Source organism: Psychrobacillus sp. BL-248-WT-3 (genome assembly GCF_012843435.1).
GTDB lineage: Bacteria > Bacillota > Bacilli > Bacillales_A > Planococcaceae > Psychrobacillus.
This window is the reverse complement of record NZ_JABAFC010000001.1, coordinates 231982-246074: the sequence shown is the minus strand read 5'-3', so window position 1 is coordinate 246074 and position 14093 is coordinate 231982. Positions and strand designations below refer to the sequence as shown.

Here is a 14093-nt window from a genome sequence, read left to right as displayed (position 1 = left end):
TTATTCAACCTCTTTCTGTAATTCGCCTTCATACCCTGACATACCAGGTAAGACATTATATATTTTTTTATAACCTGCTTTTGTCAATTGCTGTGCAGCCATATCCGAGCGAGTACCAGTACGGCAAATGACATAAATGGTTTGCTCTTGATCTAATTCAGATAAACGATTTTCTAACTCACCCATTGGGATCGATTTCGCACCGGGGATATGGCCGAATCCATACTCTGCTGCTTCACGCACATCTAAGATTAAGCCATCACCAGCGATTGCTTCTTCATTTGAAACCGTTTGTTTAAATGACTTTTCTTGTTGCTCGCTAATTTCTGGATTGCATTTTCGTATATAATGATAAAATACACCATTTTCTTCATGAGAACCGATGTATTGGTGCCCTACTGTTTTTGACCAAGCTGCTAAATCCGCGACAGAACCTTTATCTGTTGCTTGGATTTCTAAAACTTGACCTTCTTCCACTTCATTCATTGCTTTTTTAGTTTTCACTATTGGCATTGGGCAAGCTAAGCCCTTTGCATTTAATTGCACATCTGATTTAACCATTTGTTACCTCCACCTATACCGGTTAGGGTATAATTTTTTTGAAAAAATGTAATTTATTTAACTTCTCCATTCCATTCAAGCATCCCGCCAGACATATTCGTCACATCAAAACCTTGAGCTTCTAAAAACGTTGTTGCTTGGCCACTGCGACCACCTGAACGGCAAACCATAATGTACGGTTTAGTCTTATCTAATTCGTGTAAACGAAATTCTAACAAGTTTAATGGTATATGGATGATACCCGGTATATGACCTGCCTCAACTTCAGAAACCTCACGCACGTCAATTAAATTTAGATTTTCCCCTGCTTGTAGCTTTTGTTGTACTTGCTCTGGTAAGATTGTTTTCATTTTAATATCCTCCTAATATGCACTCATGCCGCCACGGACATTCGTTACTTTAGTAAATCCCAATTTCGTTAATTGCTTACACGCTTGACTTGAGCGCATACCACTTTGACAGATTACAATGATTTCCTTGTCTTTTGGTAACTTCGAAAGATCAGAACCAAGTGGTATATTTTTAAATTGGGGTATATTTCGTGATTTGAATTCACCTTTTGTTCTTACATCGACAAATACTTTATCCTTATCGTTAATAATTTGTTTTAACTGTCCGGTAGATATATTTTGAATCCCTTTTGTCGGTTTAAAGCGCCACATTAAAAACACTGCTACGACCGCTATAATAATTATTGTTTCCATATGTCACCTCTTATATGAATAAGTTTACATTGCCATTTTCTGCATCTGCTAAATAAGCTGCAACACCTGCATATTGAATACCATCTAATAGCTCTTCTTTTTGAAGTCCTAGTAAATCCATTGTCATCGTACAAGTTACTAATTTAATGTCTTGTTCTTGAGCCATCTCCACAAGCTGTGTTAGCGTTAATGCATTGTGCTTATTCATTACATGTTTAATCATTTTGGGACCCATCCCAAGCATTTGCATTTTTGATAAACCAAGCTTTTCAGCACCTCGTGGCATCATCTTAGCAAACATTTTTTCTAAAAATCCTTTTTTTACTGGAACTGATTCTTGCTTACGTAACGCATTAATTCCCCAGAACGTGTGAAAAATAGTAACTTCGTGGTCATAAGCTGCTGCACCATTCGCAATAATATAGGCAGCCATTGCCTTGTCATAATCACCACTAAACAAAACGATTGTTGTTCTTTTCTTTTCCATAATTATCTCCTTACCCGTATAGGTATATCTTATTGTAAAAATAAAAAGTCTTATCGACTTTTTACTAATAGATCAACTGCTTGCTTAACCATTGCATTTTTATCAAGAGTTTCTACATTTTCTTTAGATAAACACTCAACTAAATTATCTGTGACAATAACACCAATTGTACGATCTACAGCAGAACGAACAGCACTTAGTTGTGTAATCACATCTTTACAATCTTTTTCTTCTTCCATCATACGTAGTATACCTCTAAGCTGGCCTTCTACTTTTTTCATCCTTGCTGTAACCTTCGCATCATATTGCATCATCTCACCTCATTTAATCAATATTTGTTCTAAACACATATTACTACCCCATAGGGTATATGTCAACACAAAAGAATAGAAGCTTTGGACCTCAATTGCGAGAGACAAGAATATTAAAGTCATTATAGGATGTAGAGGGCCACATCCCATAATTTAAAGATATAAATCATTTATACTTGTTCGTTAAATTTCGTAAAACCTCTTCACTTACCGGCCCTATAATCCGTTCTAGCTCTTGCCCATCCTTATTTAGAACTACCGTAGTGGGTATAGAAACAATATTATAGGACTTACCAAACCGATCCTTTTCATCTAACAACATGGGATATGTCACTTCATATGTTTCCATAAACTCTGCTAATGCCTTCGGACCATTATCACGGTCAGTCAAATTGATCCCAATCAATTCCACTTGATCTGGTAAATCTTCAGCAAAATTTTGTAAATGTGGCATCTCTGCCTGACATGGTGGACACCAAGTCGCAAAGAAATTCACCACTGTGAGCTTCTGGTCTTTCTCCGACAAAATATATCTATCATTTGAGGTAGTATTTAAATCGATTACAACTCTGTCAGTTGTGGAAACGGTCGATTGTAAATCAGTCACTGTCATAGCCATTAAGCTAAGTACACCAATTAAAGCAATTTGCTGATAGCTTTTCTTTTTTAAAATTAAAGACAAAATGACCATTAAATGTGCTATGACTAGTGCGTTCATCCATCCACTTATCCATAAAATAATTGGCCACTGAACAATTATTAACCACTGTTTCTCTTTCATTTCGAGTAAAACTAATAGTGCTAACCATATAATTGCAATGACCCATTGCTCCATTAAGATATAGTTTACGAATTGGTGGGCTGCTACAAAGCGGATCCAATATTGCCATAGCACCTCCCACTCAATTCCCGCTCGATGCTTCACAAGTACAATTATCATCACCATGAAGGCTAATATATTTCCTTTTAAACCTCCATCAAAATATAGTATTGACATAGGTGCTTGGACAAAGCTTTCCCAGGAAAATAGGATATAACTTAATTTCCAGATTAAAACGTAAAACCAAAAAAGACGACTAATTATTTTGTCAGTACGATTATCTTTATTTTTGTTTCTAAAATCGCTGTAGAGAATAGCGATAAAAAATGCAATCCATGCAATGGGTATTGAAAATTGCCCCACAGTTATATAAGTCATAAACATCTCCCTTCATGTAAAAAGGTAGCCCAATCCGCAAATGGTGAAATCATTATTTAAAATTATATTTCGTCACGATTGGTTCACGATGTTGCTGTTGGTCATTAAAATATTCGTATAAGCTTATTCCCAAAAATGAACCCGAAATATTAAAAACTTTATCATAACCGCTATGTTCTAATGCCATGACAGCATTATAACTCCGCTGTGCTGAACGACAATGAACATATACAGGGATATCCTTTGGAATCTCATGCATACGCTCACGTAACTGACTTAAAGGAATATTCTTTGCACCCTTCACTGCTCCATTTGCAAATTCATTAGGCTCACGCACATCTACAATAAAAGCTCCCGATTCAACTAATGAACGTACTTCACTTACACGTACTTGTTTAAAACGACCTGCCATCATATTCGTTGCCACCAGTGCCGCTAAATTCACAACATCTTTAGCAGTAGAAAACATTGGGGAATAAGAAAGCTCTAAGTCTTTTAAATCTTCAATTGTTCCATTCATTGTAATTAGAGTTGCTATCACATCGATACGCTTATCTGCATTACCTTTTCCGATAGCTTGTGCACCAACAATACGTCCAGTAGGAACTTCATAAATCAATTTAAAATGTAATGGATTGCTGGATGGCATCAGCCCAACTTTATCTGGAGCAATTACGTATACCGCATCCACTGGTATACCAATTTCTTTCGCAGTACGTTCATTTAATCCTGTAGCGGCAGCTGCATAATCAAACACTTGAATACTTGAAGAGCCGATTACACCCTTATTTGCATTAGGAATACCATAAATATGATCTGCAGCTGCACGTGCTTGGCGCTGTGCTGGCCCAGCTAATGCTAAACGTGTTGGTTTATTCATTAGGCGGTGATATACTTCGATTGCATCTCCCACCGCATATATATTTGTATCATTTGTTTGGTAATTTTGATTTACTTTAATGGCACCTGTTTCACCAATCTCCAGTCCTGCTTCCACTGCAAGTGATGTCTCTGGACGAACACCAATTGCCAATACTACGATATCCGCTTCGAGTACTTTACCTGAGCTTAAAGTAATCGAGGACATATTAATCTCAGCTAAGCCATCGTCTACCACCAACTGAATACCTTGATCCATCATTTCCTTATGCAATATTTGTACCATATCTCCATCGAATGGTGTGAGAATCTGAGGTGCATGTTCGACCAATGCTACATCACGCCCAGCTAAGCGAAGGTTTTCAGCTACCTCTACACCTATAAACCCACCACCAATAATCGCAATATTTCTTGCGTCTTTTTTGACAATCGCATCTTGTAATTTTTCAATATCTACTACATTTCGCACAGTAAATACGTGTGGTAAATCTGTTCCAGGTAGCTTTGGTATAATTGGGCTTGCTCCTGGCGATAAGATTAACTTATCGTATGATTCATTAGACAGCTCACCTGTTTCCACATTTTTAATGGTTACAGTTTTTTCATCACGGTTAATTGAAACGACTTCATTGTTAACACGTGCATCAATATTGTATTTCGATTCAAAGGAATCTGGTGTCATCATAAGTAGACGTTTACTATCTTCTACGATCCCACTTAAATGAAATGGTAATGAACAATTTGAAAAAGATACATGCGGACCTTTTTCAAACATAACAATATGTGCTTGCTCATCTAAACGTCGAATTCTGGCAGCTGCCGAAGCTCCGCCAGCCACACCACCAATAACCACTATTTTCTTCATCCATATTACCTCCATATGATTATTTATATCATTAGCTACATTATCAAGAACCTTAATTTCAAACACACGATGTTTATATTCTGCTCTGGTCATCACGCATTGCTTACTTAAGCCAGTTATAATAACTTCTGCGACTACAATCCATACATGAAAATGTTCTTGATAAGATTAATTATCAGGTTTAATTTCACTTACTTTCATCATTTACATTATACCCCTATAGGTATAATGTCAACAAAAAACTATTCTTTAAATAGAATCTATTGCTCATAGATGATTGTACAGCAATACTAAACCAACATAACTTATATATATAATGAATTCCCCAAGACCAGTAGTCGTCATACGCTGTTCACATTGTTTAAATACTATGATAATATTTCATTATCTAAAAATTCTAATTACACGACTGGCATTCTTAAATAAAAATACATTCGTCTCAAAGATGTGCGGTGTTAGTAGGGGCGTCCTGTTGTATATAAAATTGAAGAGGCTGGGACATACCTAATCAATAAATTAAAAGACGTCAAATAAGCAACTTGATTTCACGTCTTTATTATTTTCGGTAACATATTTTTTAATAAAAATTCTCTATTATTGTTGTTTGGAGAGAAGGCGGCGACTCCTGGGGGAACAGCACGAGCTGAAAGCCCCGCAGGAGCAAAGCGACGAGGAGATTGAAGCCGTGCCCCCGGAAAGCGTCCGCTGGAACGGAAAACAACTATGCTTTATTTCCCAGCTTCTTCATTTGCAATCTTTTTAATATGTCAGATTCCTGAATCGTTCATGAGGACCACTCTCCACCCGTCTGGATCTTCAAATGTAACCCCATTCTTCTCCCAATATGGATTTTCTGATGAGACAGTAGGGTATCCCATATCAATTAATTGATTAACTAGAGTGTCTAGAACGAGTTTTTGAGGTATATAAAAAACGAGAAGATTATCCTTAGACGGACTAGGACATGGAGAACCGTCCTTATGAGCAGTAAATTCTAAGTGGTACAACTTGTTTGGCAAACCAATCATCACCCCATTGTAGCCGTCATGATCCTTGAAGCTTCCAATTATTTTTAATCCTAAGCCTTTATGGTAAAAATCAACAACCTGACTTAACTTATCAGTAGGTCTTGCAATTCTAATTTGAGCTATGCTATTTTGCCAATGATTAATCGCACTGTCCCCTTTTCCATAAATTGTATCATGTAATATAAAATCCTTACTTCCACCATTAGAATGAACTTATGTAGAACAATAACTATTAACCATAGAAGGAGTGTTTAAATGAGACAAATTATTGCAATGGGCGGTGGTGGTTTCTCCATGGAGCCCGACAATCCACTGTTAGACCAATACATACTAGAGCAAGCAAAGAAGCAATCACCTAAGGTTTGCTTTATACCAACTGCAAGTGGGGATCAAGATAACTACACAAACAGGTTTTACGAATCTTTTAATAAGCTAGAGTGCTCGACTTCTCATCTTTCCTTGTTCGAGCCCAACTTTAGTGACTTGGAAGCGTTTATTTTGGAGCAAGATATTCTGTATGTCGGTGGAGGAAATACTCGAAATATGTTAGTGCTTTGGCAGGAATGGGGACTAGATTCTATTCTTTTAAAAGCATATAAAAAAGAAATTATTTTAGCAGGTCTTAGTGCAGGTTCTATCTGCTGGTTTGAGGAAGGACTGACTGATCCATTAAACGGTCCGTTATATAAGCTTGACTGTCTTGGAATTTTAAAAGGAAGTAATTGTCCCCACTACGATGGAGAAAGTAAAAGAAGACCAGCTTATAAAGAAATGATTGCTGAAAACAAAATGAAGCCTGGTTATGCAGTAGAAGATGGAGTTGCTTTACATTTCGTGGATGAGCAATTACATATATCCGTCAGTTCTCGTATAGACCGTAAAGCGTATTTTGTCAATAGCATGGAGTATGCAGTTGAAGAACTTGAAATAAGTACTAAGTACCTAGGTTAATAATATCCTTATACTTGAATTTTAAAATACTAGTCAAATTCTCTTTAATAGAGTTGAAGGAAGCAACATTTCTACTACATAGATGCATAAATACAATAAAAAAATAAAAAATATTTTAGTTTCCTCCACAGTTTGACAAATTTTTCATTAATGATACTTTACAATAAAAAAAGTTCATCATTATACCAAGAAACCATTACAGTAAAAATCTGTTAAACGGAGGAAATTATCAGTGGAAACCAAGTGGCATGAAACATCTTTATTGATCTTAATAACTAGTAAAAGAAATGATATGTACAAAAAAGCAAAAAGTCTCGGGTTTACTCATCCTGTTGTAGTAGCATGTAGCCAAGAGCTCGATCAACTATTGAATGTTTATCAAGAAAATGTATCTTGATCATACAAAAAACCAATCAACTATTGCTAAGCATTGATTGGTTTTTTCGTTATTTTTTATTGAAAAAGCTTTTACCTAGTAATTCAACGGTTTTGGGAAAAACAGCATATAACTTACTAGTGAAACTCATATAAAAAGGTAAATCTACCTCTCTAACAGGCTTATCAATGACTTTCTTAATAGCATCTACGACATTTTGAGGAGAAAGCAAATGTTTGCTCATTTTCTCACGGTAGCCCCCTGTTTGGTCTGCTAAATCTAAAAATGGAGTATCTATCGGACCAGGATTAATAGTGCTCACTTGAATACCATATTCCTTTAATTCCATTCGAGCTGCATTTGCAAACCCAATGATTGCATGCTTAGATGCTGCATAAGCAGAAGCCTTAGGTGTGGCAACCTTACCTGCCTGTGATGCTACAAAAATAAAATGTCCTGTATTTCTCTCTTTCATCAGCTTAGCAAAATAGTTGGTGAGCATAATAGGTGCTTTTACATTCACACTCAGCATTTGATCTATCTGTTCTTCCGTTAAATCTGTTAGATAAGCAAAGGTACCCACTCCTGCGTTTAATATGACAACATCTGGAGTTTCCACCTTCTCAAAGAGATTTTCATAAGCCGTTTCTTTCGTTAAATCAGCAACAAGGACATGGACTCCTTGCTTTTCCAGCTGACCTAGGGCATTAATATTTCTCCCTGTTGCATAAACCTGATGACCATCCTTATGCAGTTGTAGCGCCAGCATAAATCCTATACCACTTGTGGCACCAGTAATGAGAATCCTCTTACGCTTGTTCATATAAAAGAATCCCTTCATCTGTCCGCTTTTCTTGAATGAGATCTTCGTCCATTAAATAATCTATTTGACCGATTGTTTCAGATAATGTCAAACCAAGCTCTTTTTCGTAGACCTTTGGAAACAACCTCTGAGTTAGTTCAAAAATAGTCTTTTCCCCATCCTTCATCATTTCAAGAACATGTAATGCTCTCTCCCGTTGTCTTACTAAACGAGAAGATATTAAATCAGCGACTCCAAATACCTCATTTCCATGGCCACTGTATACCTTTTGAATGCCCAATGCTTGCACTCTTTTTAACGCTTCATTATACTGAAGCATCGATTTTGGGCGAGGTGCGGATTTGTCCAACGGTGGTTCTATTAATGGATTAGAAGAAATTTTTTCAAGGATTAAATCCCCACCAATTAACACCCCATTTTGTTCGTCCCATAAGGAAATATGACTCTGCGCATGACCCAAAGTTTCTAAAACCTGCATATCTGGATGACCTGGTATGGCATCTCCTTCCTTCAACACCGCATCTAATGAACGATTACCGATGAAGTTTAATGGTCTTCTCATTTTTTCAATCCATTTTAAGTATTGTTTAGGAACACCTTCCTCGACCAGACATTTATAATAAAATTCATCATGATAAGATAAAAATGCTTGGTCTTTTCTTAGCCACACTTGGTTATATTCATGTCCTAGAATCCGGGCTTTTTCAAACGCCTCGATCCAACCCGAATGATCAGGATGATGATGACTAAGGATGACTTGTTCTATATCATCGAGTTCATAACCTGCTTCGTTTATACCATTTTTTAAAGCTACTAGTGCTTGTTCTGTTTTTGGTCCTGCATCTACTAGAGTAAGTACGTCTCCTTTTATAAGGTATGCATTAACATCCCCTACAGCAAAAGGCGTCGGAATAATTATCTTATGTATCATCTTTGTGTTTCTCCTTTACATGAATGACTATTCATTTATTTTACAGGTTAATAAGTTAGGAGTCACTAAATTAGATTGACTTTTTATAAAATGACCTCTATAATTTCATTAATTCAGATAATTCTTGCTATGAAGAAGACTAGTACATATATGATGGAGTAAAGAGAGTGAAATGCCTGCTGAAAATTTCATCTCCCTCTCATATAAGGAACCTGCTTCGGAGCAACTATGTAAACATAGTCGTGACCTTCGCGATAAGAAGGAAAAAGATGTGCTATTTTATAGCAAACTTAGGTGGTACCGCGGAAATCAAACGTTTTCGTCCTTATTTAATATAGGGACGGGAGCGTTTTTTTATATTCAAAACTAGGGGTGAGTTGATGGAAGACTTCCAAAATATGATACATGTACTGGATATGGAATTCCCTATTCAAAGCAATAAGAAGGATTCTTTTTTATCCTCTTACTCCCCATATGATATAACTCGTTGTTGATCATTGAAAGGATATTTAGATGATAATTTAATGTTATCTAATGTTTGCTTATTATTACGAAAAGAAAATTATAGATAAAACTTACTTGAAGGAGGATAAACGTATGACTAATATAGTTTTTGTAGGGGCTGGCTCCATGGCTGAAGCTATTATCCACGGCTTATTGGAGGAAAATAAAGTTTCTCCGGATTCCATTTGTGTGATGAATAAATCAGATCAGAAACACCTTCAGTATTTACAATCTAAGTACCAAATCGATATTATGTGCTCAGAAAAGCTTGCTCTGCAAAAAGCTGACATTGTATTTCTTGCTATGAAACCAAAAGATGCCATAGACGCTTGCAAAGATATCTCTTTATATATAAATAAGACGGCTACAATTGTATCTGTCATTGCGGGTGTTTCCATCCAAACAATAGAGTCGTACCTTGGAGAGCGACCAATTGCACGTGTTATGCCTAACACCTCTGCCTCTGTTGGTTTGAGTGCTTCTGCCCTTTGCTGTAATGACAAAATAAATGATTTATCTAAAAAGGTAATAATAAACTTATTAGAATCAATAGGAACTGTCATGCTAGTAGAAGAGGAGGATATGCATGTAGTAACTGCCCTGTCCGGAAGCGGACCAGCGTATCTATACTATTTTGCTGAACAATTTGAAGCAGCGGCTGTTTTGCACGGGCTAAGTAAGGAAGATGCCCGTCAATTGTTCTTTCAAACGATGAAGGGGGCAGCGCATATGCTTATGAACGGCAGTGTGGAGCCTGCTGAGCTTAGAAGAAAGGTTACGAGTCCAGGAGGTACAACAGAGGCAGGCATTGAGCAGCTCATGTCACACAAGGTCGACGAGGCTATTTTTGCATGCATAGATGCTGCTCAGCAAAAATCACGTATACTTGGGAAACAGTATGAATAGGCAATCAGACGAATATCTGTAAGAAACCATCCCTAAATCCTATATTAGAACAAAACTTGGAAAAACTAGTTCATAAATATAAAACAGTGAAATCCTCAATTTGATTTCACTGTTTTATTTCTATATGAATCCTGCTGAATTTTCGTAAGACGACATCTAACCATTCTAATTGTTTGAGGCAGTACCTCCTAGCTATTATTGTAACGGGAATTCTGACCCGCCATTTAGTTTTCCAATTTTTCTAATTGACCGTTTATATAATTGAACTCATTAAAATCATCTGCAATATAAATAGGGAAATTATAGGAAGAAACTTGATTTAGCAAGGTTTTTAAATCCTCTGCCATGAAACGAGCACTTATATGGTTGACTATTAAATGCTTAGCTCCAGCACTTTCACAGACATTTGCAGCATCAGTAATTGTCGAATGCCCATATTCTCTGGCAAGCTCCTCCGTCCCAGTGTCGAAGGTACCCTCATGTATTAATATATCTGAGTCCTTTGCTAAAAGAATAGAATTTTCGCAATGTCTCGTGTCACCTAAAATGGTAACCTTAAACCCATTTTTGGGTTGTCCTGTTACATCAGAGCTCTTGACTGTTTTCCCATCTGGTAATATAACATCCTCACCGGATTTTAATAGCCTTAATAATGGACCTCTTGGAACCCCTAGAGCATCCGCCTTCTCGATTAGTAACTCAGGAGGAAGTTGCTTTTGGGTTACACGATACCCATAACAAGGAATAACATGCTCAAGCATTCTTGCTTCTACAATAAACTGTTCATCCTCAAAGATTATTCCCTCTTCTATCTCTACGATTTGAAGAGGATATTTTAATCGAGTTTGGGACGTAGATAAAGTAACTTCTAACCAATCTTTTACACCCTTTGGACCGTATATAGTTAGCTGCTCGTCGCCAGCTAGAAAAGACCTAGAGCCTAGCAGCCCTGGCAAACCATAAATGTGATCTCCATGCAAATGAGTGATAAATATTTTTTCTAGTTTTCTCGGTTTAATAGTTGTTCGAAGAATTTGATGCTGGGTTGCTTCCCCACAATCAAACATCCAATAAGTCCCTCTTTCCTCCAGTAGCTTTAAAATCATTGAGCTTGTGTTACGTTGCTTAGAGGGCATACCTGCTCCGGTACCTAAAAACAAAATTTGCATATATATCCAACTTCCTTATTTTATATAATCTTCGTTATATATCATTTTAACATTATGAGCGCTTGGGACAATAGTATGTTCATGATTAGCACTTATACAAACATGCTATTGTTTCCTGAAATATTTATCGTAACCTAAAAAACCGTTAAATGAGTTTTAAACTCATTTAACGGTTTATGCTTAATGAATGTCACGCTTTTTGAAACTGCCACCGCGAACCTCAGCTACATCGGTAATTACTACAAATGCACTTGGATCCTTTTCTTTAATAATTGTAATTAGTTTGTTTTCTTCCATTCGAGTAATGACACACGTAACAATGTCAATTGTTTCGTTGGTAAATCCGCCTCTTCCATTCGAATAGGTTACCCCTCGACCAAGTCTATCCTGAATAGCTGCTCCAATTTCCTCTGAATGCTTACTAACAATCCTAGCAGATTTGGATTTTTCAAGACCTACTTGAATAACGTCAATGACTATTTTAGCAATATAATAAGTAGTAGCCGAATACAGTGCACTCTCTAGACCATATATGAACCCTGCACCAACAAAGATAAATGCATTTATAAATAATATAATATCCCCCACTGAAAATGGTACTTTACGTGAAACTAGAACGGCGAGTACCTCTGCTCCATCAAGTGCACCACCGTTACGAAGTACAATACCAATACCTACCCCAAGCATTACACCACCGGATAATACTACAAGTAACGGGTCTTCCGCACTTAAAATCGGATTAATATGATGTAACAAAACAGTGGAGACTGATAATGCAGCGATACCAATGATACTAAATAAAGCAAACGTCTTACCAACCTGTTTATAACCTAAATAAATAAAAGGAATGTTTAAGACAAATAGTAGGATTCCTAATGGGATTTCAAATAAATAATTCCCCATGATACTGACACCTGTCACTCCGCCGTCAATTACAGAGTTTGGGATTAATACAGCTTCTAGTGCATAGGCAGCAATCACAGCGCCTATAATTATCATAATAATTCGACCTATCGTTTCTGGTGTTTTTGTTTTCTTCATCTACTCGTAAAACCCCTGTTCTTATTAAATTGATTTTTTATCTTTCGTGGTCATCTAAAAAGTCTTTACTAAAACTTGTTTTAGATTCAAAAGAAGGCTTTTTATCCAACTTAATACCTCTTTTAATAATCCCTGCTCCAAATTTTGTTTGAAGCTGTTCCACAAGCTTTAATATTGGCTCCTCTTTTGCATGCTCTTCATAGTTAAAAATAGATAATTGCTCTACTGATTCTCCCTTATCAAATACATTGTTAACTGTGACGCCAAGCAGTCGAATAGGCTCGCTATTCCAAGCTGATTCAAATAATTGAAAGGCTAGCTGAAATATTTCATCCTCTTTAAAGAGGCGATTAGTTACAGTCTTACTTCTCGTTTTATTTTTCCAACTAGCATCCCGAATATGTATTGTGATAGAACGTCCAGCGAGGTTTTTAGATTCTAACCGTGATGCGACTTTCCCAGATAGTCTTCTGAGTACTTTTTGAAGCTCATCCATATTTGTTTCATCATATGGTAATGTAGTAGAATTACCTACGCTTTTTGTTTCAAAAATAGATTCTGGATTTACTTCACGATCGTCTATGCCATGAGAACGATTATATAACCTAGCACCAGCTTTACCTAGCTTTGATTTTAAAATTTCAGGATTGGCACTAGCTATATTTCCAATGGTTATAATACCCAATGATTCTAGTTTTTTAGAGGTGCTTTCCCCAACGCCATGCATTTCGATTACTGGTAAGTGCCATAGTTGTTGTGAGACCTCTCGTTTTCTCAGCACAGTAATACCCATCGGCTTTTTCATATTGGAGGCTGTCTTAGCTAAGAATTTATTAGGAGCAATGCCAATAGAGCAAGGTAAATCTAACTCTCGCAATATTCTTTGTTGAATGGATTTTGCAAATCCTACTGCATCATTTTGTATATCAACATCGGTTAAATCTATATAGCCTTCATCAATAGAGACAGGCTCTACCATTGGAGTATAAGACCGTAAAATATCAAACATTGCTTTTGAGGCGGCTCTATAACTTTCAAAATTAGGAGGCAATAAAATTAGTTCCGGGCATTTTCTTTTAGCCTCCCATACTGACATGGTTGTATAAATGCCCCTTGCTCTTGCCTCGTAGGAGCATGTTACTAATATTCCTCTACGTTCCTTCGGATTCCCAGCGACTGCGATTGGCTTACCTTTTAAAGAAGGGTTATGTGCTTGTTCTACAGATGCATAAAAGCTATTCATGTCTAAGTGAAAAATGATTCTGTTTCGTTTAGTCAAGTCTCTTCACCTCTTCTACATCTTTAACTCCTTCAATATAAAAAGGGAAAAAAGGTAGCCATTTAATAGCTACCTTCCAC

The 14093-nt window shown here is 36.7% G+C and carries 16 protein-coding genes and 1 other annotated feature; of the genes, 3 read left to right on the top strand and 13 right to left on the bottom strand.

The window, feature by feature from the left end:
* The 8 genes from HF876_RS01225 to HF876_RS01190 all read right to left on the bottom strand — a co-directional run bounded on the left by HF876_RS01225 (position 1) and on the right by HF876_RS01190 (position 6177).
* Complete coding sequence (locus HF876_RS01225) at positions 1-561, bottom strand: sulfurtransferase TusA family protein (protein WP_169358213.1); 561 nt, start codon at positions 559-561, stop codon at positions 1-3.
* A 53-nt stretch (positions 562-614) separates the two neighbouring features.
* Positions 615-911: a rhodanese-like domain-containing protein gene (locus tag HF876_RS01220; RefSeq protein ID WP_169358212.1), complete on the bottom strand. Its 297-nt coding sequence runs from the start codon at positions 909-911 to the stop codon at positions 615-617.
* Between the two features lie 12 nt (positions 912-923).
* Positions 924-1265 carry a rhodanese-like domain-containing protein gene (locus tag HF876_RS01215; RefSeq protein ID WP_169358211.1) on the bottom strand — a complete coding sequence of 114 codons (342 nt, stop codon included), beginning with the start codon at positions 1263-1265 and terminating at the stop codon, positions 924-926.
* 10 nt (positions 1266-1275) lie between these two features.
* Complete coding sequence (locus HF876_RS01210) at positions 1276-1752, bottom strand: DsrE/DsrF/DrsH-like family protein (RefSeq protein WP_169358210.1); 477 nt, start codon at positions 1750-1752, stop codon at positions 1276-1278.
* A gap of 50 nt (positions 1753-1802) precedes the next feature.
* Positions 1803-2063, bottom strand: coding sequence for a metal-sensitive transcriptional regulator (locus HF876_RS01205; protein WP_169358320.1), 261 nt, complete (start codon positions 2061-2063; stop codon positions 1803-1805).
* Positions 2064-2229: 166 nt separating this feature from the next.
* Complete coding sequence (locus tag HF876_RS01200; RefSeq protein WP_169358209.1) at positions 2230-3261, bottom strand: TlpA disulfide reductase family protein; 1032 nt, start codon at positions 3259-3261, stop codon at positions 2230-2232.
* Between the two features lie 52 nt (positions 3262-3313).
* Positions 3314-5005: an FAD-dependent oxidoreductase gene (locus tag HF876_RS01195; RefSeq protein ID WP_169358208.1), complete on the bottom strand. Its 1692-nt coding sequence runs from the start codon at positions 5003-5005 to the stop codon at positions 3314-3316.
* Between the two features lie 767 nt (positions 5006-5772).
* The gene (locus tag HF876_RS01190) at positions 5773-6177 is read right to left on the bottom strand and encodes a VOC family protein (protein WP_169358319.1); all 405 of its coding nucleotides are present in this window, start codon (positions 6175-6177) and stop codon (positions 5773-5775) included.
* Between the two features lie 111 nt (positions 6178-6288).
* Here HF876_RS01190 and HF876_RS01185 point away from each other — a divergent pair, with 111 nt between their 5' ends.
* The gene (locus HF876_RS01185) at positions 6289-6984 is read left to right on the top strand and encodes a Type 1 glutamine amidotransferase-like domain-containing protein (RefSeq protein WP_169358207.1); all 696 of its coding nucleotides are present in this window, start codon (positions 6289-6291) and stop codon (positions 6982-6984) included.
* A gap of 232 nt (positions 6985-7216) precedes the next feature.
* Entirely contained in the window at positions 7217-7381 is a 165-nt protein-coding gene (locus tag HF876_RS01180) for a Spo0E family sporulation regulatory protein-aspartic acid phosphatase (RefSeq protein ID WP_346764014.1), read from the top strand.
* 49 nt (positions 7382-7430) lie between these two features.
* Here the strand turns inward: HF876_RS01180 and HF876_RS01175 are convergent, their stop codons facing one another.
* Positions 7431-8183, bottom strand: a complete 753-nt coding sequence (locus HF876_RS01175; protein ID WP_169358206.1) for an SDR family NAD(P)-dependent oxidoreductase — start codon at positions 8181-8183, stop codon at positions 7431-7433.
* Complete coding sequence (locus tag HF876_RS01170) at positions 8170-9114, bottom strand: MBL fold metallo-hydrolase (protein WP_169358205.1); 945 nt, start codon at positions 9112-9114, stop codon at positions 8170-8172. The genes HF876_RS01175 and HF876_RS01170 overlap by 14 nt, the downstream gene beginning before the upstream one ends.
* Before the next feature lie 120 nt (positions 9115-9234).
* Positions 9235-9444 (top strand) — a binding site (T-box leader).
* 267 nt (positions 9445-9711) lie between these two features.
* On the opposite strand from HF876_RS01170, the gene proC reads away from it, so the two are divergent.
* Positions 9712-10524, top strand: a complete 813-nt coding sequence (proC, locus tag HF876_RS01165; RefSeq protein WP_169358204.1) for a pyrroline-5-carboxylate reductase — start codon at positions 9712-9714, stop codon at positions 10522-10524.
* A 224-nt stretch (positions 10525-10748) separates the two neighbouring features.
* Here proC and rnz read toward each other — a convergent pair whose 3' ends face one another.
* From rnz to HF876_RS01150, 3 genes are all read right to left on the bottom strand, one after another.
* Positions 10749-11693 carry a ribonuclease Z gene (gene rnz / locus HF876_RS01160; protein ID WP_169358203.1) on the bottom strand — a complete coding sequence of 315 codons (945 nt, stop codon included), beginning with the start codon at positions 11691-11693 and terminating at the stop codon, positions 10749-10751.
* Positions 11694-11873: 180 nt separating this feature from the next.
* Positions 11874-12734, bottom strand: a complete 861-nt coding sequence (locus HF876_RS01155) for a YitT family protein (RefSeq protein WP_169358202.1) — start codon at positions 12732-12734, stop codon at positions 11874-11876.
* A gap of 37 nt (positions 12735-12771) precedes the next feature.
* Entirely contained in the window at positions 12772-14013 is a 1242-nt protein-coding gene (locus HF876_RS01150; RefSeq protein ID WP_169358201.1) for a DNA polymerase IV, read from the bottom strand.
* Positions 14014-14093: the final 80 nt, after the last annotated feature.

Bases quoted from the DNA above. Each gene is read 5' to 3' on its own strand.
- HF876_RS01155 (WP_169358202.1), bottom strand. From the start codon at position 12,734: ATGAAGAAAACAAAAACACCAGAAACGATAGGTCGAATTATTATGATA.
- HF876_RS01205 (WP_169358320.1), bottom strand. From the start codon at position 2,063: ATGCAATATGATGCGAAGGTTACAGCAAGGATGAAAAAAGTAGAAGGC.
- HF876_RS01210 (WP_169358210.1), bottom strand. From the start codon at position 1,752: ATGGAAAAGAAAAGAACAACAATCGTTTTGTTTAGTGGTGATTATGAC.
- HF876_RS01195 (WP_169358208.1), bottom strand. From the start codon at position 5,005: ATGAAGAAAATAGTGGTTATTGGTGGTGTGGCTGGCGGAGCTTCGGCA.
- HF876_RS01220 (WP_169358212.1), bottom strand. From the start codon at position 911: ATGAAAACAATCTTACCAGAGCAAGTACAACAAAAGCTACAAGCAGGG.
- HF876_RS01175 (WP_169358206.1), bottom strand. From the start codon at position 8,183: ATGAACAAGCGTAAGAGGATTCTCATTACTGGTGCCACAAGTGGTATA.
- HF876_RS01185 (WP_169358207.1), top strand. From the start codon at position 6,289: ATGAGACAAATTATTGCAATGGGCGGTGGTGGTTTCTCCATGGAGCCC.
- rnz (WP_169358203.1), bottom strand. From the start codon at position 11,693: ATGCAAATTTTGTTTTTAGGTACCGGAGCAGGTATGCCCTCTAAGCAA.
- proC (WP_169358204.1), top strand. From the start codon at position 9,712: ATGACTAATATAGTTTTTGTAGGGGCTGGCTCCATGGCTGAAGCTATT.
- HF876_RS01215 (WP_169358211.1), bottom strand. From the start codon at position 1,265: ATGGAAACAATAATTATTATAGCGGTCGTAGCAGTGTTTTTAATGTGG.
- HF876_RS01170 (WP_169358205.1), bottom strand. From the start codon at position 9,114: ATGATACATAAGATAATTATTCCGACGCCTTTTGCTGTAGGGGATGTT.
- HF876_RS01200 (WP_169358209.1), bottom strand. From the start codon at position 3,261: ATGACTTATATAACTGTGGGGCAATTTTCAATACCCATTGCATGGATT.
- HF876_RS01225 (WP_169358213.1), bottom strand. From the start codon at position 561: ATGGTTAAATCAGATGTGCAATTAAATGCAAAGGGCTTAGCTTGCCCA.